At 70.1% G+C, this 21815-nt stretch carries 17 protein-coding genes; 12 read left to right on the top strand and 5 right to left on the bottom strand.

Going from position 1 to position 21815, the window contains the following annotated elements:
• Positions 1-27: 27 nt before the first annotated feature.
• From OHB13_RS14325 to OHB13_RS14315, 3 genes are all read right to left on the bottom strand, one after another.
• Complete coding sequence (locus OHB13_RS14325) at positions 28-876, bottom strand: EamA family transporter (protein WP_266856125.1); 849 nt, start codon at positions 874-876, stop codon at positions 28-30.
• A 192-nt stretch (positions 877-1068) separates the two neighbouring features.
• On the bottom strand, positions 1069-2748 hold the full coding sequence (locus tag OHB13_RS14320; RefSeq protein ID WP_328377352.1) for a penicillin-binding transpeptidase domain-containing protein: 1680 nt from the start codon (positions 2746-2748) through the stop codon (positions 1069-1071).
• A gap of 177 nt (positions 2749-2925) precedes the next feature.
• A complete protein-coding gene (locus tag OHB13_RS14315) occupies positions 2926-4695 on the bottom strand; it encodes a dolichyl-phosphate-mannose--protein mannosyltransferase (protein ID WP_328377351.1) in 1770 nt (589 codons plus the stop codon).
• A gap of 61 nt (positions 4696-4756) precedes the next feature.
• Between OHB13_RS14315 and rsmI the strand changes: the two genes are divergently transcribed.
• The 9 genes from rsmI to OHB13_RS14270 all read left to right on the top strand — a co-directional run bounded on the left by rsmI (position 4757) and on the right by OHB13_RS14270 (position 16310).
• On the top strand, positions 4757-5653 hold the full coding sequence (gene rsmI, locus OHB13_RS14310; protein ID WP_328377350.1) for a 16S rRNA (cytidine(1402)-2'-O)-methyltransferase: 897 nt from the start codon (positions 4757-4759) through the stop codon (positions 5651-5653).
• Between the two features lie 165 nt (positions 5654-5818).
• The gene (locus OHB13_RS14305; RefSeq protein WP_328377349.1) at positions 5819-6256 is read left to right on the top strand and encodes a hypothetical protein; all 438 of its coding nucleotides are present in this window, start codon (positions 5819-5821) and stop codon (positions 6254-6256) included.
• Positions 6257-6342: 86 nt separating this feature from the next.
• Positions 6343-7227 (top strand): TatD family hydrolase, encoded by an 885-nt coding sequence (locus OHB13_RS14300; RefSeq protein WP_328377348.1) that lies wholly within the window; start codon positions 6343-6345, stop codon positions 7225-7227.
• 89 nt (positions 7228-7316) lie between these two features.
• The gene (rsmA, locus tag OHB13_RS14295; RefSeq protein WP_328377347.1) at positions 7317-8264 is read left to right on the top strand and encodes a 16S rRNA (adenine(1518)-N(6)/adenine(1519)-N(6))-dimethyltransferase RsmA; all 948 of its coding nucleotides are present in this window, start codon (positions 7317-7319) and stop codon (positions 8262-8264) included.
• Positions 8261-9208: a 4-(cytidine 5'-diphospho)-2-C-methyl-D-erythritol kinase gene (locus OHB13_RS14290; RefSeq protein WP_328377346.1), complete on the top strand. Its 948-nt coding sequence runs from the start codon at positions 8261-8263 to the stop codon at positions 9206-9208. The genes rsmA and OHB13_RS14290 overlap by 4 nt, the downstream gene beginning before the upstream one ends.
• A gap of 323 nt (positions 9209-9531) precedes the next feature.
• Positions 9532-11340 carry an ABC-F family ATP-binding cassette domain-containing protein gene (locus tag OHB13_RS14285; RefSeq protein ID WP_328377345.1) on the top strand — a complete coding sequence of 603 codons (1809 nt, stop codon included), beginning with the start codon at positions 9532-9534 and terminating at the stop codon, positions 11338-11340.
• Between the two features lie 230 nt (positions 11341-11570).
• The gene (locus OHB13_RS14280; protein WP_328377344.1) at positions 11571-13430 is read left to right on the top strand and encodes an outer membrane protein assembly factor BamB family protein; all 1860 of its coding nucleotides are present in this window, start codon (positions 11571-11573) and stop codon (positions 13428-13430) included.
• A 43-nt stretch (positions 13431-13473) separates the two neighbouring features.
• Entirely contained in the window at positions 13474-15390 is a 1917-nt protein-coding gene (locus tag OHB13_RS14275) for an outer membrane protein assembly factor BamB family protein (protein ID WP_328377343.1), read from the top strand.
• 209 nt (positions 15391-15599) lie between these two features.
• Positions 15600-16310, top strand: coding sequence for a response regulator transcription factor (locus OHB13_RS14270; protein ID WP_328377342.1), 711 nt, complete (start codon positions 15600-15602; stop codon positions 16308-16310).
• Between the two features lie 51 nt (positions 16311-16361).
• Here the strand turns inward: OHB13_RS14270 and OHB13_RS14265 are convergent, their stop codons facing one another.
• Both OHB13_RS14265 and OHB13_RS14260 read right to left on the bottom strand, forming a co-directional pair.
• Positions 16362-16658: a hypothetical protein gene (locus OHB13_RS14265; RefSeq protein ID WP_266856151.1), complete on the bottom strand. Its 297-nt coding sequence runs from the start codon at positions 16656-16658 to the stop codon at positions 16362-16364.
• A gap of 15 nt (positions 16659-16673) precedes the next feature.
• The gene (locus OHB13_RS14260) at positions 16674-18344 is read right to left on the bottom strand and encodes a sodium:solute symporter family protein (RefSeq protein ID WP_266856152.1); all 1671 of its coding nucleotides are present in this window, start codon (positions 18342-18344) and stop codon (positions 16674-16676) included.
• Between the two features lie 219 nt (positions 18345-18563).
• Here OHB13_RS14260 and galT point away from each other — a divergent pair, with 219 nt between their 5' ends.
• Genes galT through galK form a run of 3 tightly spaced genes read left to right on the top strand, consistent with a single transcriptional unit; the run spans position 18564 to position 21805 of the window.
• Positions 18564-19649: a galactose-1-phosphate uridylyltransferase gene (gene galT / locus OHB13_RS14255; RefSeq protein ID WP_328377341.1), complete on the top strand. Its 1086-nt coding sequence runs from the start codon at positions 18564-18566 to the stop codon at positions 19647-19649.
• Positions 19646-20671, top strand: coding sequence for a UDP-glucose 4-epimerase GalE (gene galE / locus OHB13_RS14250; protein WP_328377340.1), 1026 nt, complete (start codon positions 19646-19648; stop codon positions 20669-20671). Before galT ends, galE begins: the two co-directional genes overlap by 4 nt.
• 3 nt (positions 20672-20674) lie before the next feature.
• Positions 20675-21805 (top strand): galactokinase, encoded by a 1131-nt coding sequence (gene galK / locus OHB13_RS14245; protein ID WP_328377339.1) that lies wholly within the window; start codon positions 20675-20677, stop codon positions 21803-21805.
• Positions 21806-21815: the final 10 nt, after the last annotated feature.

Genomic DNA, 21815 nt, shown 5'->3' with positions numbered 1-21815 from the left:
GGTCGGGCATGAACCGCCGGACAGCCCCTAAGCCGCCGTATGCAGCATCAGCCCGATACCGACCACCATCAGACCGGCCGCCGCGATCCTCGGCGCCCCGAACTTCTCCTTGAAGAAGAGCGCGCCGATCGCCGCGCCCACGATGATCGACGACTCCCGCAGCGCGGCGATCGGGGCGAGCGGGGCGCGGGTCTGGGCCCACAGGACCAGCCCGTACGCGACCACCGACATCGCGCCGCCGACCAGCCCGGTGGCGGCGTACGGGCGTAGCTGGGCGGCCAGTTGGCCACGGCGCCGGTACAGCGCGTACGCCGGGATGGCGATTCCCTCCAGGATCATCAGCCAGGCGATATAGCCCAGCGAGGAGCCGGAGTCGCGGACACCGACGCCGTCGACTGTGGTGTACGAGGCGATGGCCAGGCCGGTGGCGAGGGCCGCGATGATCGCCGGCCACTGCGGGCGGGACCCCTTCAGGCCCCAGAGGGCCACCCCGACGAGTCCGGCGCAGGCGACCGCCACCCCCGCCAACTGCCAGCCGTTCGGGATCTCATGGACGAAGACCGCGGCCAGCACGGTCACCACGAGCGGCGCCGTGCCGCGCGCGATCGGGTACATCTGGCCGAAGTCGCCGAGGGTGAACGACCGCATCAGCAGCAGCATGTACGTGACGTGCAGCGCGGCCGAGACCAGCAGGAACGGCCACGCTGCGGCGGCCGGGAAGGGGACGAACAGCGCGCCCAGCACCCCGACCAGCAGCCCGCCCCCGGAGATCAGCGCGAAGGAGACCAGCTGATCCTTGATGTGGTGGGCGATGGCGTTCCAGCTGGCGTGCGTTATCGCCGCGATGACGACGGCGAGGATGACCGTGGGGGTCACGCGGCGGACTCCAGGACATCGGTGGGGGCGGCGCCCGGGTACTCCGCTGGTTCGCGCAGCGCATCGGCGAACCGGGGACTGACAGTGGGTTCGGAAGTACTCATGGCCCGTAACGCTAACGTCCGGTGTAGGTACCACGCGAACCCGTTAACGGCCCCCGGCTGCTGCCCCCCCAGGAGCCCGCCGCCAGAACTAGGAGCCCGCTGCGAGCACCGCCGCGACCACCGGACCCGCGGCGTCCCCGCCGTGGCCGCCGGACTGGACGACCGCTGCGGCGGCCAGGTCGTTGCTGAATCCGGCGAACCAGCTGTTGGACTTGCCCTGGGCGTCGACCTCCGCGGAGCCGGTCTTGGCGCCCTTGTACCCGCCGACCCCGGACATCGCCACGGTGCCCGTCCCGTACCCAGCCGTCGCCGTCGTGTGCATCATGTCGCGCAGCTGCTGTGCGGTGTTGGCGGGCAGGGGCTGCGCGGTGGCCGTGTCCCCGGCGCGCAGTGAGCCGGGCACGATCACCGGCTGGTGGAACGCGCCGTTGCGGGCGGTCGCGGTGACGGACGCCATGTTGAGCGGGTTCATCTGGACCAGCCCCTGACCGATCATCGCCGCCGCGGTGTTGGGGCCTGTCGTCTTCGGAACGCTGCCGTCGAAGGTCGGGATGCCGACGTTCCACTCCGAGCCGATGCCGAAGTACTTCTTCGCCGTGTCCGGCAGGGCGGTGTCCGCGATACCGCGGTCATTCAGCTTCCCGACCGGCTTGATGAAGGCGGTGTTGCAGGAGCGGGCGAAGCTCTGCTCCATGGTGCCGTTGGCTATGGAGAAGTTGTCCAGATTGTGGAACGTCTGGCCCTGCCAGGTGACCGACTCCGGGCAGAGGATGGGGCTCTTCTCGGCGGCCAGGCCGTTGTTGATGAGCATCGTGGCGGTCATGATCTTCATCGTGGAGCCGGGGGCGAGCTTGCCCTGCGTCGCCGCGTTGAAAGCGTCGTCACGGTTGTTGGCGACCGCGCGTATCTCACCGGTGCTCGCCTTGACCGCCACCACCGAGGACTCGCTGAACTTCTTCACCGCCGTCTCGGCCGCCGCCTGTGCACCCGCGTCGAGCGTGGTGTGCAGCAGCGCCGGGGTGCCTTTGGAGAGGGTCAGCAGGGTCTTGGCGGGAGCAGGGCTGTCCGAGGAGGCCGTGCCGTCCGAGGAGTCGGCGGCCCCGATGTACGTCTCGATGCCCGGTTTGCCGCCCGCCTTGTCACCGTACTTCTGCCGCAGCGCGTCGAGCACCGGCCCGAGGGAGGGGTACTTCTCCTTCGTCAGCTCGGCGCCGTTGTGGTCGACGGCCTTGATGGGCGCCGACTCCGCCTCGCCCGTGGTGAGCGTCTCGCCCTTCTTCAGGTCCGGATGGATCACCGACGGGTCCCAGTCCACCAGCGCCCGGCCGGTCGTCAGCCCCCGTACGACGCTCAGCGACGACGTGTACGACCAGGGCTTGGTCTTCCCCTCGTACGAGATGGTGGCCTTCACCGTGAACGGCACCTTCGCACCCGATGCCGCGCCGGGCGTCAGGGTCACTCTGGTGACGTGCGCGTCCGCGCGGTAACCGGCCAGCAGCGGCTGCGAGTCCGCCGCGTTGTTGGTCAGCTGCGACGCCTTGTCCGCGTCGCCCTTCGCCCAGGCGGCGAGGAAGTCCTTCGCCGCACCGCTGATCTCGTCCGCGGTCGGCGGGCCGGTGCGGGCGGGCGCGGCCTGGGCCGTATCCGTGGAGCCGCCGCCGTCCGAACTGTTCAGCCCGTTCCAGATGTTGTACGCGCCGTAGCCGACCCCACCGGCCACCACCACGAACGCCCCGCCCACGATGCCTATCTTTACCCCGTTGCGCACTGCCGCGTCCCCTCCCCAGGAGCCTCTTGGGACATGTCTCTTTGAACATGTTCAAGAGAGTTACGTCCAGCAGCGTACGGGACCCGGGTGGCCCCGGGGGCGTCGTTACCCGACCGGGACCATGGGGCGCACCACAGGGGGGAGTTGCCGGAAACGGGGGGGGGTCCGGACCCGGCATCAGATCCAGGTACTCAGCCACATCCGGTTGTTCCACTGGCTCAGCGGGATCGCGTCCCCGGTGAACAGCGGCCAGAAGTAGATGAAGTTCCACACGATCAGCAGCACCAGCACACCCGCGCCGATCGCACCCACCGCCCTGCGCCGCTCGCTCGACCCGGGCGGCCCCAGGATCGCGCCGATCATCATGGCGACGGCCAGACACAGGAACGGCACGAAGACGACCGCGTAGAAGAAGAAGATCGTCCGCTGCTGGTACATGAACCACGGCAGATACCCGGCCGCGATCCCGCACGCGATGGCCCCGGCCCGCCAGTCCCGGCGGAAGGCCCAGCGCCACAGGATGTACAGGACAGCGAAGCACGCCGCCCACCAGAGCAGCGGGGTGCCGATCGCCAGCACCTCACGGGCGCAGCTCTCGGTGCCCTGCGGGCAGCCGTCGACGCCCGGCTTCGGGGACTCGTAGAAGTAAGAGACGGGGCGGCCCACCACGAGCCAGCTCCACGGGTTCGACTGGTACTGGTGCCCCTCGGTCAGATTGACGTGGAAGCTGTAGACCTCGGCCTCGTAGTGCCAGAAGCTGCGCAGCGACGCCGGGACCCAGCTCATGTCGAACTGCGGCAGGTGGACCGTGCCGAGCACCGGCAGCTTGACGTGGTCGGGGGAGAGCCCGGCGCGCTGGTTCGCCCAGTCGCGGAAGTACCCGCCCTTGGTCACGAACCAGCCGGTCCAGGACAGCATGTACGTCACCACGGCGACCGGCACCGTCGAGACGAAGGCCGGCAGCACGTCGTGGCGCAGGACGGCCCGGTACGGGCGGACGGCGCCCGCGGTGCGGCGGGCGCCCACGTCCCAGAGCACCGTCATCACCGCGAAGAAGACCAGGACGTAGAGGCCGTTCCACTTGGTCGCGGCCGACAGGCCGAGCAGCACACCGGCAAGGATCCGCCAGGGCCGCGGACCCAGCCGCAGCGTGCTCGCGACACCGCTGTCGGGCCGCAGCCCGCCCTCCTCGCCCACCGGAAGGGCCTCCGCGAGCCGGGCCCGGCTTCTGTCCCGGTCGATCAGCAGCGCCCCGAAGGCCGCCACGACGAAGAACATCACGATGAGGTCGAGCAGCGAGGTGCGGCTCATCACGAAGTGCAGTCCGTCGACCGTCAGCAGCGCTCCGGCCAGGCACCCCAGGAACGTCGAGCGCAGCAGCCGCCTGCCGATCCGGCAGATCATCAGCACCGAGAGCGTGCCGAGCAGCGCGGTCATGAAGCGCCAGCCGAACGGAGTGAACCCGAAGAAGTGCTCGCCGATCCCGATGAGCCACTTGCCCATCGGAGGGTGCACCACATAGCCGGGGTCGGACGGCACCGAGACGTGCGAGGGGTTGGCCAGGATCGCGTTGTTGATGTTGTCCGGCCAGTGGCCCTCGTACCCCTGGTGGATCAGCGCCCAGGCGTCCTTCGCGTAATACGTCTCATCGAATATCACGGCGTGCGGGCTGCCGAGATGCCAGAACCGCAGCACCCCGGCGACCAGCGTGACCAGCAGCGGACCGCCCCAGGCCGACCAGCGCAGCAGCCGCTCCGCGAAAGCGGGGGAGAAGCCGAGCACGCGCCACAGCTGCGGGCCGGGCGAGGCGTAGGGCGGCACCAGTCGCTCGCGCAGGCCCGTCTCGCGCGGGCCCCCGTACCCGAACCGGCGCAGCCTGCGCCCCCAGGCGGGCGGCTGTTCCCCGGCGTCGTGGCCCTTCAGGGCTTGAGGCGCTGTACTCGTCACCGCGCCATCGTAGGGAACCCGACTGTGAGAGTGGTGTGCACGGGGCTGGGAGAATGGAGTCGTGACAGGAATGCTGGTACTCGCAGGGACCCCCATTGGTGACGTGTCGGACGCGCCGCCCCGGCTCGCCGAGGAACTGGCGACGGCTGATGTCGTCGCCGCCGAGGACACCCGGCGGCTGCGCCGGCTGACCCAGGCGCTCGGCGTCCAGACCACGGGACGCGTCGTCTCGTACTTCGAGGGCAATGAGACGGCCCGCACCCCGGAGCTGGTCGAGGCGCTGACCGGTGGCGCTCGGGTGCTGCTGGTCACGGACGCCGGGATGCCGTCGGTCTCCGACCCCGGCTACCGGCTGGTCGCCGCGTGTGTGGAGCAGGACATCAAGGTCACGGCGGTCCCCGGCCCGTCCGCGGTGCTGACCGCGCTGGCGCTCTCCGGGCTGCCCGTGGACCGCTTCTGCTTCGAGGGCTTCCTGCCGCGCAAGGCGGGCGAGCGTCTTGGCAGGCTCCGGGAGGTCGCGGCCGAACGCAGGACGCTGGTGTACTTCGAGGCCCCGCACCGGCTGGACGACACCCTCGCAGCGATGGCGGAGGTCTTCGGCGACGACCGCAGGGCGGCGGTCTGCCGTGAGCTGACCAAGACGTACGAGGAAGTGAAGCGCGGGCCGCTGAAGGCGCTCGCCGAGTGGGCGGCGGACGGCGTACGGGGCGAGATCACGGTCGTGGTCGAGGGCGCCCCCGACACCGGGCCGCAGGAGCTCGACCCCGCTGAGCTGGTGCGCAGGGTGCAGGTGCGCGAGGAGGCGGGGGAGCGGCGCAAGGAGGCCATCGCCGCGGTCGCCGCCGACGCGGGGCTGCCGAAGCGGGAGGTGTTCGACGCGGTGGTCGCGGCCAAGAACGCGGCCCGCACGGCGCCCGGCGGCGGTCCTGTGCCACCGGGAGGCAAAGGACCCGCGTGATTGGCAAAGCGGGCAACGTGATCACGGGCCCTTTGGCCACGAGCAGGCCAAAACCGGTCCAATAGTAGGCAGCACCTGATGCATTCCGGGAGCCGGAGGCGTCCACTGGGAAGTGGGACGGAATCGCCCCACGGAAGGCTTGTCCGTCGGACAAGAGGAGCTGGCATGAGTGAGATAGTTGAAAGCACCGCCCATGAGGCGTATTCCTTCGCCTGTATGCGGTGTGGCCATGGCTGGGAGCAGTCGTACGATATTGAGCACCACGTCGGCGCTTCCGGTGAGGCCTTTGTTGTATACCGGGCCGACGGAGAGCGTGTGCCCTCGCCCCTTTCCGATCCGAACTGTATGAACTGCGGCGGCCACGTCGTACGCATCATGAGGTCCGGTCGGGTCTCATCGGTACAGAATCTGCTCCATTACTCGGACAGCGTCACGTCCGTGCCGGCCGGAGCCGTCACGTCCGGGGCTGACCGGGGCACCGCACACCGGGGGGCCGGGTCCGCGGCGGCCGCCGCGACCGTGGGCGGGGCGACCCCCGCACCCGGCGAGCGCCACCACTGGCAGCTCCGGGACCTGCTGCACCCCTTCCATCGCGGCGAGTAGGCCGCTGCCACCGCGGCTCGGTCCCGCGCGCGGCGGCCCTCCCCCAGCCCCGGTGGGCTGGGAGGTGCCCCCATAGGATCGGGCCCATGAGCAAGGACACCGCCCCGCCGCTGCCCGCACCGCTCGCCGTGCCGGTGGCCGACTCGCACACCCATCTGGACATGCAGGACACCACCGTGGACGAGGCCCTGGCCAGGGCCTCGTCGGTCGGAGTGACCACGGTGATCCAGGTGGGATGCGACCTGAAGGGATCCCGCTGGGCGGCCGAGACGGCCGCCGCGTACGAGAACGTGCACGCGGCGGTCGCCCTGCACCCGAACGAAGCGCCCCGCATCGTGCTCGGCGATCCTGAGGGAAACCGGTCGCCGCAGGGGGCGCGCGCCGCCGGCGGCGACAGCGCCCTCGACGATGCGCTCGGCGAGATCGACCGGCTGGCCGGGCTCCCGCAGGTGCGGGCCGTCGGTGAGACCGGCCTCGACCACTTCCGTACGGGACCGGATGGCGTGGCTGCCCAGGAACGCTCGTTCCGGGCGCACATCGAGATGGCGAAAAGGCACGGCAAGGCGCTGGTTATTCACGACCGCGAGGCCCATGCCGACGTACTCCGCATTCTGGCGGAGGAAGGGGCTCCGGACCGCACCGTATTCCACTGCTATTCCGGTGATGCCGAAATGGCCGAAGTCTGCGCGGACCGGGGCTATTTCATGTCCTTCGCGGGAAACATGACCTTCAAGAACGCCCAGCCGCTGCGTGACGCACTCGCCGTCGCCCCGCTGGAACTCGTCCTTGTGGAAACGGACGCACCTTTTCTTACCCCCGCCCCCTATCGGGGAAGGCCGAATGCGCCGTATCTCATTCCGGTGACGGTCCGGGCAATGGCGGCGGTACGGAACATCGGCGAGGACGAACTGGCCGCCGCGATCATGGCCAACACGGTCCGGGCGTTCGGCCTGGACGGCGACACCGTGTGAGACCGGCGCGCGCGGGTGCGAGTGGGGTGCGAACGGGGTGCGCGCCCAGCGCGCGCCCCGGGCCCTCCGCACGGCCGTAGGCTTGACGGGTGAGCAGCACTGAACCCGAGGTATCCGAACCCGCGGCCTCCGAAGTCTCCGACGCCCTGCTGGGCCCCGCCGACATCCGTGAACTGGCCACCGCGCTCGGCGTACGCCCGACCAAGCAGCGCGGCCAGAACTTCGTCATCGACGCCAACACCGTGCGCAGGATTGTCCGGACCGCCGAGGTGACCAGGGACGACGTGGTCGTGGAGGTCGGACCCGGCCTCGGTTCGCTGACCCTGGCGCTCCTCGAAGCGGCCGACCGGCTGGTCGCCGTCGAGATCGACGACGTGCTGGCGGGTGCGCTGCCCGCGACGGTCGAGGCCAGGCTGCCCGCCCGCGCCGACCGCTTCACGCTCGTCCACTCCGACGCGATGCAGGTCACCGAACTCCCCGGCCCGCCGCCCACGGCGCTGGTCGCGAACCTCCCGTACAACGTGGCGGTCCCGGTCCTGCTGACGATGCTGGCCCGGTTCCCCTCGATCGAGCGGACGCTGGTGATGGTCCAGGCGGAGGTCGCCGACCGGCTCGCGGCCGAACCCGGCAGCAAGGTGTACGGGGTGCCCTCGGTCAAGGCCAACTGGTACGCGCAAGTCAAGCGGGCCGGATCCATCGGCCGCAATGTGTTCTGGCCCGCACCGAACGTCGACTCGGGCCTGGTGTCGATGGTCCGGCGCACCGAACCGGTCGCGACCACGGCCACCAAGGAAGAGGTCTTCGCGGTCGTCGACGCGGCGTTCGCACAGCGCCGCAAGACCCTCCGTGCCGCGCTGGCCGGCTGGGCGGGGTCGGCGCCGGCGGCCGAGGCCGCGCTGGTCGCCGCCGGGATCTCGCCGCAGGCGCGCGGGGAGTCGCTGACGGTGGAGGAGTTCGCCCGGATCGCGGAGGGCAAGCCGGCCGCGCAGGGCAAGCCGGCCGCGCAGGACAAGCCGGCCGCGGAGGGCACGGCATGACGGTCCACGAAGGTACGGTCCACGAAGGTACGGGCCACAGCAGTACGGGAAGTACCGCGGGCGTCACCGTCCGCGTCCCCGCCAAGGTCAACGTCCAGCTCGCGGTGGGCGGTGCGCGCCCCGACGGCTTCCACGATCTGGCCAATGTCTTCCTCGCGGTGTCGCTCTACGACGAGGTCACCGTCGCCCCGGCCGACACCTTGCGCATCACCTGCACCGGCCCCGGCGCCGACCTGGTCCCGCTGGACCGTACGAACCTGGCGGCGCGGGCGGCCGAAGTGCTCGCGGCCCGGCGCGGTATCGAGCCCCGTGTGCACATTCACATCGACAAGGACATCCCCGTCGCGGGCGGCATGGCGGGCGGCAGCGCGGACGGCGCGGGCGCCCTGCTGGCCTGTGACGCGCTCTGGTCCACGGGCGCCTCGCGCGACGAACTCCTCGGCATGTGCGCCGAGTTGGGCAGTGATGTGCCCTTCAGTCTGGTCGGCGGAGCGGCGCTCGGCACCGGCCGGGGCGAGCGGCTGACGCCCCTGGAGGTGGGTGGCGCGTTCCACTGGGTGTTCGCGATGGCCGACGGAGGGCTCTCCACCCCGACGGTCTTCCGCGAGTTCGACCGCCTCACCCCGGACGCCGACCCGCCGCAGGCGTCACCGGCGCTGATCGACGCGCTGCGCACCGGCGACACGGTGGCCCTGGCGGGCGCCCTGGCCAACGACCTCCAGCCGGCGGCGCTCTCCCTGCGCCCGTCCCTGGCGGACACACTCGCAGCGGGTACGGCGGCCGGCGCACTGGCCGCACTGGTCTCCGGCTCCGGCCCGACGACGGCGTTCCTGGCGAAGGACGCGGACGCGGCGGAGCGGATCGCGGCGGAGCTCCTGGAGTCGGGAACGTGCAGGTCGGCGCGGGTCGCGGCGTCGGGGGTGGCGGGGGCGACGGTCCTCTGAGCCGCCCGGAACCGGCTCCACAGGGGGACGGAAGCGACAGAGGGGGATGGAAGCGACAGGGGGGGGCGGAAGCGACCGGAAACCGCCCTGGCTCCCGATCTGAAGAGGCCGGTCAGCGCCCGTAGTCGTAGCGGCAGGCGCCGATCCTGACCTCGTCGTCGACCACCTTGTAGATCAGCCGGTGCTCTCCAGCGACTCGTACTCGACCAGGGCCACCAGCACGACCGGATCGTGCCCGGCCCGGGGACGAGGAGGTGTCGCAAAGAGCCCGCCCGCGGCGCCGTACCCTGGGAGATCGATCTACCCCCGTCCCAGGAGCGTCAATGGCCGTCAACCTCGTCAATGTCGAGGCCGTCAGCAAGGTCTACGGCACCCGTGCCCTGCTGGACGGTGTCTCACTCGGCGTCTCCGAGGGCGACCGTATCGGCGTCGTCGGCCGCAACGGAGACGGCAAGACGACCCTCATCCGGATGCTCGCCCGTCTTGAGGAGCCCGACAGCGGGCGGGTCACCCACAACGGCGGCCTGCGCAGCGGTGTCCTCACCCAGCACGACTCCCTCGATCCGCAGGCCACCGTCCGGCACGAGGTCATCGGTGACCTCGCCGACCACGAGTGGGCGGGCAACGCCAAGATCAGGGACGTGCTGACCGGCCTGTTCGGCGGGCTCGACCTGCCCGGATTCGCCCAGGGCCTGGACACCGTCATCGCCCCGCTCTCCGGCGGTGAGCGCCGCCGGATCGCGCTGGCGAAGCTGCTCATCGCCGAGCAGGACCTGATCGTGCTCGACGAGCCCACCAACCACCTCGACGTCGAGGGCATCTCCTGGCTCGCGGGACACCTCCGCGCCCGCCGCTCCGCGCTCGTCGTCGTCACCCACGACCGCTGGTTCCTGGACCAGGTGTGCACCCGGATGTGGGACGTCCAGCGCGGCGCGGTCCACGAGTACGAGGGCGGCTACAGCGACTACGTCTTCGCGCGCGCCGAGCGCGAACGCATCGCGGCCACCGAGGAGTCCAAGCGGCAGAACCTGATGCGCAAGGAGCTGGCCTGGCTGCGGCGCGGCGCCCCCGCCCGTACGTCCAAGCCCCGCTACCGCATCGAGGCCGCCAACGAACTGATCGCCGACGTGCCGCCGCCGCGCGACACCTCCGAGCTGATGAAGTTCGCCAACGCACGGCTCGGCAAGACCGTCTTCGAGCTGGAGGACGTCACCGTCCGGGCCGGCGACAAGCTGCTGCTCCAGCACCTGACCTGGCAGCTCGGTCCCGGCGACCGGATCGGCCTGGTCGGGGTCAACGGCGCGGGCAAGACCTCGCTGCTGCGGGCGCTGGCGGAGGCGGCCCGTACCCAGGGCGACGCCCAGCCCGCCGCCGGGAAGGTCGTCGTCGGGAAGACCGTCAAGCTCGCCTACCTCTCGCAGGAGGTCGCCGAACTCAAGCCCACCCTGCGGGTGCTTGAGGCGGTGCAGCAGGTACGGGACCGGGTCGACCTCGGCAAGGGCCGCGAGATGACCGCGGGTCAGCTCTGCGAGCAGTTCGGTTTCTCCAAGGAGAAGCAGTGGACGCCGGTCGGCGACCTGTCCGGCGGTGAGCGGCGGCGCCTGCAGATTCTGCGGCTGCTGATGGACGAGCCCAACGTCCTGTTCCTCGACGAACCGACGAACGACCTGGACATCGAGACCCTGACCCAGCTGGAGGACCTCCTCGACGGCTGGCCGGGCTCGATGATCGTGATCTCGCACGACCGGTTCTTCATCGAACGCACCACGGACCGCGTCTTCGCACTGCTCGGCGACGCGAGCCTGCGGATGCTGCCGCGCGGTGTCGACGAGTATCTGGAGCGCCGCCGGAAGGTGGTCGACGCCCAGACCCCGGCCGCCGTGCAGGCCGTGGCCAAGGAGGCCCCCGGTGCGGTGTCCGCCAAGGACGGCCGCGCCGCGAAGAAGGAACTCCAGAAGATCGAGCGGCAGCTGGACAAGTTCTCCGACCGGGAGAGCAAGCTGCACGCACAGATCACCGAGAACGCCACAGACTTCGGGAAAGTGGCCGAACTGGACGCCGAGCTGAGGGAACTGGCCGGTCAGCGCGAAGAGTTGGAGATGCGCTGGCTGGAGCTCGCCGAAGACGCGTAGGTCCGCCGCGCGGGCCGCGTAACGGAGGCATTACAGCCCGGTTCTCCCTTGGGCACAGGGGCGGACCGGGCCCTCTCACGCCGTTCTTCGGGTGATAGAAAGAACTCCCGCTCGACTGACGTTGATGTGTGGGATCCACACCCGATTCGCTCCATTCCGACGGCCATGGCTGCCGGAATTGCGGGGGAGGCCGGTCGGGCAGTGGACCCCGCGTAAAGAGGTATGTGCTGATGACTCAGCCGCCCGACCAGCAGCCGCCGCAGGGCGGTTTCGGGGCCCCGCAGGACCCTCCACCGGGTGGTTTCGGCGCTCCGCCGCCGCCCGCCCAGCCGCCGCAGATGCCGCCGCCGCCCCAGGCGCCGCCGGGGCAGCCGTCCACACCGCCGCAGGGCCAGCCGCAGGGACCGCCGTCCGGGCCGCAGCCCGGTTACGGATATCCCCAGCAGGCCCCCCAGCAGCCGCAGTCCGGCCCTTACGGCCAGCCGCAGCAGCCCGGCCCGTACGGCCAGCAGCCGCAGCAGCCCGGACCGTACGGCCAGCCCCAGCAGCCCGGTCCGTACGGACAGCAGCCGCCGCAGGGCCCGTACGGCCAGCAGCAGGGCCCCTACGGCTACCCGCAGCAGCAGTACCCGGGTGCGCCGGTCCCGCCGCAGGGCGGGGGCAAGAACCCCTTCAAGGGCAAGCCCGGCGTCATCATCGGCGCGGCCGTCGCGGCACTGCTCGTCGTCGGTGCCGGTGTCTTCTTCGCCGTCGGCGGTGGTGACGGCGGCGACAAGAAGCCGGTCGCGAGCGACAGCAAGAACACCGACGGCAAGCCGTCCGTGTCCCCGAGCGTCGACCAGGGCGACGGAAACGGCGACGGGCGCTCCAGCGACGACAACCTCAACGCCGGACGCAAGCCCGGCGAGGACAAGGTCCTCTGGCTCCAGACCAACGACGTCGCGCTGCCGCAGGACGGCGCCCAGAACTACGGCATGTGGTTCTCCGGCGATGTCGTCGTCCGCGCGATGTACAAGAAGGTCACCGCGTACGGGGTGAACGACGGCAAGGAGAAGTGGAGCGTGCCGACGCCGCACGCGATCTGCGCGGCGCCCCGCCAGACCACTCCCGACGGCAAGATCGTCATCGCGTACAAGAGCAACGACACCGACAGGGCCGACTGCAACCAGATGCAGGTCATCAACCTGAAGACGGGCAAGCCCGGCTGGAAGAAGCCCATCCCGAAGGAGGGCGCCTTCGACATCATGAGCTCCCTGGAGCTGACGATCGCGGGCGACACCGTGACCGCCAGCCGGATGGGGCCCTCCAGCGCCTTCTCGGTCAGCGACGGGCACAAGATCTTCGGGAGCATGCAGGGCGCGTGCCAGCCCGACGCGTTCGCGGGCGGCGCCAAGCTGATCGCGGTCGAGTCGTGCACCAAGAACAGCCAGCCGGACGCGACCGAGCAGGTGCAGGAGCTCGACCCGTCGACCGGCAAGTCCAAGTGGACGTTCCCGCTCCCCGCGGGCTGGCAGGTCAAGAAGGTCTACTCGCTCGACCCGCTGGTCATCTACTCGACCAACGAGAAGAAGAAGTCCTGGAACATCTCCGTCCTCAAGAGCAACGGAACCCGGCGCTCCCAGCTGACCACGAAGGACAGCTTCCAGCCCGAGTGCGGTCTGTCGATCATCGACCGTGACCTCCAGGGCTGTGTTGGCACGGCGGCCGACGCCAACACGCTGTATCTGCCGACCGAGGTGAAGAGCGGCGCGAACGACGTGGTCGCGTTCGACCTGAACACCGGCAAGGAGAAGTGGCGGGTCCCCTCGGGCAGCGACCGTACGATGCTGCCGCTGCGGATGGACGGCTCCAACCTCATCGCGTACAAGGAGCCCTCGTACGACGGGGGCGGCGCGGTCGTCAGCATCCCGTCGACGGGCGGCAAGGCGAGTGTGCTCCTCCAGAACCCGGAGTCGACGTCCACCATCGAGAACTCCTTCTTCTCGAAGCTGGTCGACTACCGGGACGGCCGGTTCTTCCTGATGTCGGGCCAGGTCAGGGGCAAGAAGGGCGACACCACCGAGAAGACGATGCTGGTCTTCGGCAAGTGAGCTGTCCCCGGATCCCCAACTCCCCCTCAGCGAAGGCATAACGATGACTCAGCCGCCACAGCCACCACAGCCGCCTCAGCCTCCCAACGGACCGCCGCAGGGAGGGTACGGCGCGTCCAAGCAGTCCCCGGCAGGCGGATACGGCGCCCCGACCCCGCCCCCCAACAACCCGCCCGGCAACACCCCGCCCCCCAACACCCCGCCCGGCAGCGCCCCTTCGGTCCCGCCGCAGATGCCGCCCCAGGCACCGCAGATGCCGCCGGCACCGCAGTCCCCGCCGCCCGCTGGCCCGCCCGCCGGTCCGCCGCAGGCCGGTCCGCCGCAGGGTGGCCCGGTGTACGGCTACCCGCATCCGCAGCAGCCCGCCCAGCCCGGCTACGGCTATCCGCAGCAGCAGCCCGGCGGCCCCGCGTACGGCTTCCCGCAACAGCAGCAGCCCGGCGTACCGGCGCAGCAGCAGTACGCGACGCAGCCCATGCCGCCGCAGCGCGGCAGCCTGGGAGGCGGCGCGGGCGGCGGGAAGTTCGGCATCGACGCGAAGATCATCACGGCCGCGGTCGTCGCGATCGTGCTGATCGTCGGTGCGGGCTTCGTCTACTCGTCCAGCAAGGGCGACAAGGAGCCCAACGTGTCGAGCGCGGGCCCGACGGGCGGCGGCGACAAGAACGGCACGGACACCGCCAAGGGCGCGGGCGGCAAGGAGAAGGTGCCAGCGAACACCAACTCCAAGGTGCTCTTCCAGATGCCGGCCCCGAAGGTCAGCGACGTCACCGGCGTCAACGGCTCCTGGACCACCGACAAGCTGTACGTGAAGTCCGGCGTCAACGCGGTCTACGGCTATGACGCGGTCACGGGAAGCCAGGTCTGGAAGCTTCCGCTGCCGGGCCCGCTCTGCGCCGCGACGAGCCACGTCAGCAAGGACGACAAGACGGCCATCGCCTTCCAGCCGAAGGTGCCGACGAAGGCCAAGCAGTTCTGGGGCTGCTCGGAGGTCGCCGCGCTCGACCTCGACAGCGGCAAGCTCCTCTGGCAGAAGTCGTACAAGGACGGCGACGGCAAGGTCAGCGTCGACGAGGTCACCCTCGGCGGCGACACCGTCGCCACCGGCAGCACCAACGGCGGCGCCGCCTGGGGCCTGGAGAAGGGCGAGGTGCGCTGGCTGCCCAAGGTCAGCACCGACCAGTGCGAGGACGCCGGATACGGCGGCGGCGCCACCACCCTGGTCGCCGTCCGCAAGTGCGGCGACTACGACAGCCCGCAGGTCAGCGTTCAGAACCTGAACCCGAAGACAGGCGCGCCGATCTCCTCGTACAAGATGCCGTCGGGTGTCGAGTACGCCCACATCGTCTCCACCGACCCCCTGGTCGTGGCCGCCGACGTCGGTGACACCGCGGGCGACGGCAGCGGCATCTCGGACTACTTCTCCATCGACGCGAAGACCGGCAAGCTGCGCGCCCGGATCCCGGCCGACGCGGACAAGTACGCCGGCAAGTGCGACAGCACCACGGTCGAGCAGTGCAACGACCTGGTCGTCGGCGACGACCGGCTGTACGTGCCGACGGAGCAGCACGACGGCGTCGGCGACGCGATCGGCCAGACCAACGAGATCGTCGCCTTCGACCTGGCCACCGGCAAGCCGGTCCCGGGGCGTGCGGACGCGGGCGCCGGCTACTCGGCCTACCCCGTACGGATGGACGGCTCCAACGTCATCGCGTACAAGACGGGTCCGTACAACAAGGGCGGCCAGGTCGTCTCGATCAACGGCTCCACCCTCAAGCAGACGCTGCTGATGAGCAACCCGGGCCAGGAGTCGGTCCGCGGGGCCGAGTCCAGCTTCCTGGCGGACAGCGCGGAGATCCGGTTCACCGACGGCCGGCTCTATCTGGCCGACGACACACTCAGCGACTACACGTCCGACTCGGAGAAGCACTACCTGGCCATCGCGTTCGGCACCAGCTGACCGCAGCGGCCCGGGGCTCTTCCCGGACACCCGATGGGGGCGCCACCCGGTGACGGGCGGCGCCCCCATCGTCGTGCGCCGGGCGCCTTCCGGCGGCAACAGACCCTCGCACTATGCCCGTCCGGGGCGCGCGGCACCGGACAAGCGTGTAACTTGCCGGGGCAGGAAAGCCGGGCCCGCTCCCGGCGGGGGAACAGGGGGACTGCTCCATGGGCGTGCGGTTGATGGTGGTCGACGACCACCGACTGCTCGCCGAGGCACTCGCCTCGGCGCTGAGACTCCGCGGGCACCGGGTGCTCGCGGCGGCCGCGCCCACCGGGGGCGCGGCCGACCTCGTGGTGAGCCGGGCGCCCGACGTCTGCCTGTTCGGGACGGCCGCGCCCGCCGAGCCAGGGGTGTTCGACCCGGTCGCGCGGATCAGGAGGGAACGGCCGCAGGTGGCCGTGGTGGTGCTGGGTCCTGTGCCCAACTCACCCGGTATCGCAGCCGCGTTCGCCGCGGGCGCCGCCGGCTACGTACGCCACGACGAGCGCATCGAGGGGGTCGAGCGGGCCATGGCGCAGGCGTGCGCGGGGGAGACCGCGGTCGCGCCGCAGCTGCTGCAGGCCGTCTTCACCGAGCTGCTCAACCCGGTGGCGCAGCCCGACGACGAGGGGCAGCGGCTGCTGGGTCTGCTCACCCCGCGCGAGGCCGAGGTACTGGCCCGGATCGCGGAGGGCGAGGACACCCGGCTGATCGCCGCCGGGATGTGTATCGCGCCGAGCACCGCCCGTACGCATGTGCAGCGGGTCCTGGTGAAGCTCGGCGTCGGCTCCCGCCTTGAGGCGGCCGCGCTCGCGGCCCGCACCGGGCTGCTCGACCACGCGGCGGCGCGGGGGCTACTGACCGGGATACCGAAGGGGCCGGACCCACGGGAGTGAAGTCCGGCCCCTCGGAAGGCCGTTGCGGAATCTCCCGCAACGGCCCATGGCCTACGGCGTCTTCTGCTCGGCCGGTGTGGCATCCGGTGTGGGCGGCGCCACCGGGCGCAGCCACAGCCAGACCAGGAAGAACAGGCCGAGTGCGAGCATCGCGAGCCCGGTCCAGAGGTTGATGTTGATCCCCTGGGCCTTCTTCAGATCCGCGTCGGACGCGGTGAACCCGGCGATCGTCACGATGATCCCGTAGACCACGAACAGTCCGCCGATGATGCGCCGGATGTCGAAGAGGCGGGCCGCCGTCGCGGACTTCTGCTCCAGTTCGGAGACTTCGTTCTGCATTTCAGACATGGTGGGTGCCTCCGATCAGAGCGAGTAGGGCAGGTAGCAGAGGGCCGCGAGGACGATCGCGCCCCAGCCGAGCAGGGCCGGCTTGCGGTACCAGGCGTCGTCGCCCTCGGCCGGCACCTCCGGCGCGTCCGGCGACTCCGTTCCGTATACCAGACCGGCCAGTTCGGCCACCGGCTTGGGTGCGGTGAAGAGCGTGACGAGCACCATGACGACCGCACCGGCGACGAAGCCGACGATCGCCGAGACGAAGTTGGCGCCCTGGTCGGTCGGGATGTCGATGATGCCCTGCTTGTAGATCCAGAAGTAGTTGATCATCGCGGCGCTGGTACCGGCGAGCAGGCCCCACACACCGGACTTCATCGAGGCGCGCTTCCAGAACATACCGATGATGAAGACCACGAACAGCGGGACGTTGAAGAAGGAGAAGAGCGTCTGGAGGTAGCTCATGATGTTGGAGAAGCTGGCGGCGATGAAGGCCGTGCCGATGGAGGCCAGCACACCGACCGCGGTGATCATCCGTCCGAAGCGCAGGTAGTACGCGTCGGGCTTGTCCTTCTTCACGTACCGCGCCCAGATGTCCGTCGTGAAGACGGTGTTGAACGAGGAGACGTTGGCGGCCATACCGGCCATGAAGGCGGCCAGCAGACCGGTCACCGCGATGCCGAGCACACCGTTGGGCAGCAGTTCCTGCATCAGCAGCGGGATCGCGTCGTTGTACGTGAGGTCCGAGCCGGGGGTGCCGATCTTCGGGGCGATGACGGCGGCGACCAGGCCGGGGATCATCACGAGGAAGACGATGAACATCTTCGGGAAGGCGGCGATCAGCGGGGTGCGCTGGGCGGCCGAGAGGTTCTTCGCGGAGAGAGCGCGCTGCACCTCGGCGAAGTTCGTCGTCCAGTAGCCGAAGGAGAGCACGAAGCCAAGGCCCAGGATGATCGTCAGCCAGTTCGCGCCGAGCGGGTTCGCGTGGCCGATCGAGGTGCCGCCCCAGGCGGTCATGAAGTCATGGCCGTGGCTCTTGGTGAGGGTGTTGGAGAGGCCGTCCCAGCCGCCGACCCGCTTGAGGCCGAGGATGGTGAGCGGTATCAGCGCGGCGAGGATGACGAAGAACTGGAGCACTTCGTTGTAGATCGCCGACGAGAGCCCGCCGATGGTGATGTAGACGAGGACGAAGAGGCCGGCGACGACGATCGCGACCCACTGCGGCCAGCCCAGGAGCGCCTCCACGACGATCGACAGGGCGTAGAGGTTCACGCCCGCGATGAGGATCGCCGAGAAGGCGAAGAGTATGGAGCTCAGCAGGTGCGCCGACTTGTCGAAGCGGTGCAGCAGGAACTCCGGTACGGAGCGCACCTTCGACTTGTAGTAGAAGGGCATCATCACCAGGCCGAGGAAGACCATGGCGGGGATGGCGCCGATCCAGTACCAGTGGACGACGGCCACACCGTACTGCGCGCCGGTCGCCGCCATGCCGAGGATCTCGGTGGCGCCGAGGTTGGCGGCGACAAAGGCCAGGCCGGTGACCCAGGCGGGCAGTGAACGGCCCGACAGGAAGAAGTCCAGGCTCGTCTTCACGCTCGCTCTGGCGGCGAATCCGATGCCCAGGACCACGATGAAGTAGATCGCCAGAATCGTGTAGTCGAGCCCGTTCGTGGGGAGCCGGAGTCCGGCAGCCAGGTATTGCATGAGTACTCGCTTCGTTGCCAGAACTTTTCCGCTGCGGAACCTACGCTCCCGTGTTCAAAAAATGAACACTTGGCTGGTGTTCTTTGTTTGATTGTGATCGGGCTGGTTGGTATGTCCTGATGAAAGCGCTTGCTCCTGCTCCATTGACTGTTCTGTTGACTTGTGGTTTGTTGTGTGCGGTTCTGTTTGGGTAGGTAGCAGTGGGCGAGGAGCGCCAGAGTGAAGAAGACATCGACCCGTCTCGCCGACGGTCGTGAGCTGCTCTACTACGACGGCCGGGACGACGTGGTCCGCGACGCCGTGGACCGGCGCCCCCTCGGCCCTGTCGCCACCGCGTCCGAGATCCGCACCGACCCGCTGCTCGGCGACGCGGTCGCCGTCTCCTCGCACCGCCAGGAACGCACCTATCACCCGCCGGCCGACGAGTGCCCGCTCTGCCCCTCGCGCGACGGACGGCTCAGCGAGATCCCGGACTCGGAGTACGACGTCGCCGTCTTCGAGAACCGCTTCCCCTCGCTCGCCGGGGACTCCGGCCGCTGCGAGGTCGTCTGCTTCACCTCCGACCACGACGCCTCCTTCGCCGACCTCACCCCCGAACAGGCCGCCCTGGTCCTGGAGGCCTGGACCGACAGGACCGCGGAGCTTGCCGAACTCCCTGCGGTCAAGCAGGTGTTCTGCTTCGAGAACCGCGGCGCCGAGATCGGCGTGACCCTCGGTCACCCGCACGGCCAGATCTACGGCTACCCCTTCGTCACCCCGCGCACCGCACTGATGCTGCGCTCCGCCGACGCGTTCCAGGAGAGCAGCGGCGGCCGGAACCTCTTCGACGAGACCGTGGCACGCGAAGTGGCCGACGGCTCCCGGGTGGTGCTGGAAGGTGAACACTGGGTCGCGTTCGTCCCGTACGCCGCGCACTGGCCGTACGAGGTGCACCTCTACCCGAAGCAGCGCGTCCCCGACCTGCGCTTCCTCGGCGACGAGGCGCGCACAGAGTTTCCACAGATGTATCTGGAACTGTTGAGGCGCTTCGACCGGATCTTCGACGGGCCGGGCGGCGGGAAGGAAGGGGCGGGTGAGCCTCCGACGCCGTACATCTCCGCCATCCACCAGGCGCCCTTCGGTGAGCTGGAGGGATACGGCATCAACCGGGACGAATTCGCCCTGCATCTTGAGCTTTTCACCATTCGCCGCACTTCGGGCAAGCTGAAGTTCCTCGCGGGTTCCGAGTCGGGCATGAACGTCTTCGTGAATGACGTGCCGCCGGAGACCGCGGCCGAGCGACTGCGAGAGGTAGCGAGCAAGTGAGCAAGAAGTATCTGGTCACCGGTGGCGCGGGATACGTCGGCAGTGTCGTGGCCGCCCATCTCCTGGAGGCCGGTCATGAGGTGACCGTGCTCGACGACCTCTCCACCGGCTTCCGGGTGTCCGTCCCCGAGGGCGCCGCGTTCATCGAGGGCCGCATCCAGGACGCCGCCCGGTGGCTCGACTCCTCGTACGACGGGGTGCTGCACTTCGCCGCGTCCTCGCAGGTCGGCGAGTCGGTCGTCAACCCCGAGAAGTACTGGCTGAACAACGTCGGCGGCACCACCGCACTGCTCGCCGCGATGCGGTCCGCCGGCGTCCGCACCCTGGTGTTCTCCTCCACGGCCGCGACCTACGGCGAGCCCGACACCGTACCGATCAGGGAGAGCGCCCCCACCGCGCCGACCAACCCGTACGGCGCGACCAAGCTCGCCGTCGACCACATGATCAGCGGTGAGTGCGCGGCGCACGGCCTGGCCGCGGCCAGCCTCCGGTACTTCAACGTCGCGGGCGCCTACAAGACGTACGGCGAGCGCCACGACCCCGAGTCGCACCTCATCCCGCTGGTGCTCCAGGTCGCCCAGGGCAGCCGGGACGCCATCTCGGTGTACGGCGACGACTACCCCACCCCGGACGGCACCTGCGTCCGCGACTACATCCATGTCGCCGACCTCGCGGAGGCGCACCTGCTCGCCCTGGACGCGGCCACCGCGGGCGAGCACCTGATCTGCAACCTCGGCAACGGCAGCGGGTTCTCGGTCCGCGAGGTCATCGAGACCGTACGCAAGGTCACCGGCCACCCCGTCCCCGAGCAGGCAGCGGGCCGCCGCGCGGGCGACCCGGCCGCGCTCGTCGCCTCAGCCGACACCGCGCGCGAGCGGCTCGGCTGGACCCCCTCGCGCTCCGACCTGGCCGGGATCGTCTCCGACGCCTGGGCCTTCGCGCAGAACACCGCGCAGAACACCCGCACATCCGCTCAGACAGTGTTGTCCGACAGTGTTGTCCGACCCCAGGGGAGTTGCTGAGGAATGAGTTTCGAGGAGCTGTACGGCGGTGCCCCCGAGGGCACCTGGGCCGCGCCCGGCCGCGTCAACCTCATCGGTGAGTACACCGACTTCAACGACGGCTTCGTCATGCCGCTCGCCCTGCCGCACACCGCCGTCGCCCAGGTCTCCCGACGCACCGACGGCGTACTGCGGCTGTACTCGGCGGACATCGAGGGCGGCATCGTCCAGCTCCGCACCGACGAACTCGAACCGCTCACCAACACCAGCTGGGCGGCCTACCCGGCGGGCATCGTCTGGGCGCTGCGCGAGGCGGGCCACCCGGTGACGGGCGCCGACATCCACCTCAGCTCCACGGTCCCCACCGGCGCCGGACTCTCCTCGTCCGCAGCCCTGGAGGTCGTCACCGCGCTCGCCCTCAACGACCTGTACGAACTGGGCCTGGACTGCGGCCAGTTGGCGCTGATCGCGCAGCGCGCCGAGAACGCCTTCGTCGGAGTGCCCTGCGGCGTCATGGACCAGACGGCGTCGGCCTGCTGCGCCGAGGGCCACGCGCTGCACCTCGACTGCCGGGACCACTCGGTCCGGCAGGTCCCCTTCGACCTGGCGGCGCAGGGGCTGCGGCTGCTCGTCGTGGACACCAGGGTCAAGCACGCCCTGGGCGACGGCGCGTACGCGGAACGGCGCGCGGGCTGCGAGGAGGGCGCCCGGATCCTGGGCGTCCCCGCGCTGCGCGACGTGCCGTACGAGCAGCTGGCCGGCGCGCTGGCGAAGCTCTCCGATCCGAAGGTGCGCGGTTACATCCGCCATGTCGTATCGGACAACCACCGGGTGGCGCGTACGGTCGCGCTGCTCGACGCGGGCGACGTACGCGGCGTCGGGCCGATCCTCACCGACGGCCACGCCTCGCTCCGCGACGACCTGCTGGTCTCCTGCGACGAGCTGGACCTGGTGGTGGCATCGGCGAACGCGGGCGGCGCGCTGGGTGCGCGGATGACCGGCGGCGGGTTCGGCGGTTCGGTGATCGTGCTGGTCGAGGAGGTGCACGCGGAGGCGGTGGCCAAGGCGGTGACCGAGGCGTTCGCCGCGGCCGGGCACACGGAGCCGCGGATCTTCACGGCCACGGCATCGGCGGGTGCGCGCCGGCTGTCCTGAGGTACGCCTG

Origin of the sequence: Streptomyces sp. NBC_00440 (assembly GCF_036014215.1) — a bacterium.
Lineage (GTDB): Bacteria > Actinomycetota > Actinomycetes > Streptomycetales > Streptomycetaceae > Streptomyces.
This window is presented reverse-complemented; position numbering and strand designations above follow the sequence as displayed.

Bases quoted from the DNA above. Each gene is read 5' to 3' on its own strand.
- OHB13_RS14300 (WP_328377348.1), top strand. From the start codon at position 6,343: ATGAGCAAGGACACCGCCCCGCCGCTGCCCGCACCGCTCGCCGTGCCG.
- galK (WP_328377339.1), top strand. From the start codon at position 20,675: ATGAGTTTCGAGGAGCTGTACGGCGGTGCCCCCGAGGGCACCTGGGCC.
- OHB13_RS14305 (WP_328377349.1), top strand. From the start codon at position 5,819: ATGAGTGAGATAGTTGAAAGCACCGCCCATGAGGCGTATTCCTTCGCC.
- OHB13_RS14260 (WP_266856152.1), bottom strand. From the start codon at position 18,344: ATGCAATACCTGGCTGCCGGACTCCGGCTCCCCACGAACGGGCTCGAC.
- OHB13_RS14275 (WP_328377343.1), top strand. From the start codon at position 13,474: ATGACTCAGCCGCCACAGCCACCACAGCCGCCTCAGCCTCCCAACGGA.
- OHB13_RS14290 (WP_328377346.1), top strand. From the start codon at position 8,261: ATGACGGTCCACGAAGGTACGGTCCACGAAGGTACGGGCCACAGCAGT.
- OHB13_RS14265 (WP_266856151.1), bottom strand. From the start codon at position 16,658: ATGTCTGAAATGCAGAACGAAGTCTCCGAACTGGAGCAGAAGTCCGCG.
- OHB13_RS14280 (WP_328377344.1), top strand. From the start codon at position 11,571: ATGACTCAGCCGCCCGACCAGCAGCCGCCGCAGGGCGGTTTCGGGGCC.
- OHB13_RS14270 (WP_328377342.1), top strand. From the start codon at position 15,600: ATGGGCGTGCGGTTGATGGTGGTCGACGACCACCGACTGCTCGCCGAG.
- OHB13_RS14285 (WP_328377345.1), top strand. From the start codon at position 9,532: ATGGCCGTCAACCTCGTCAATGTCGAGGCCGTCAGCAAGGTCTACGGC.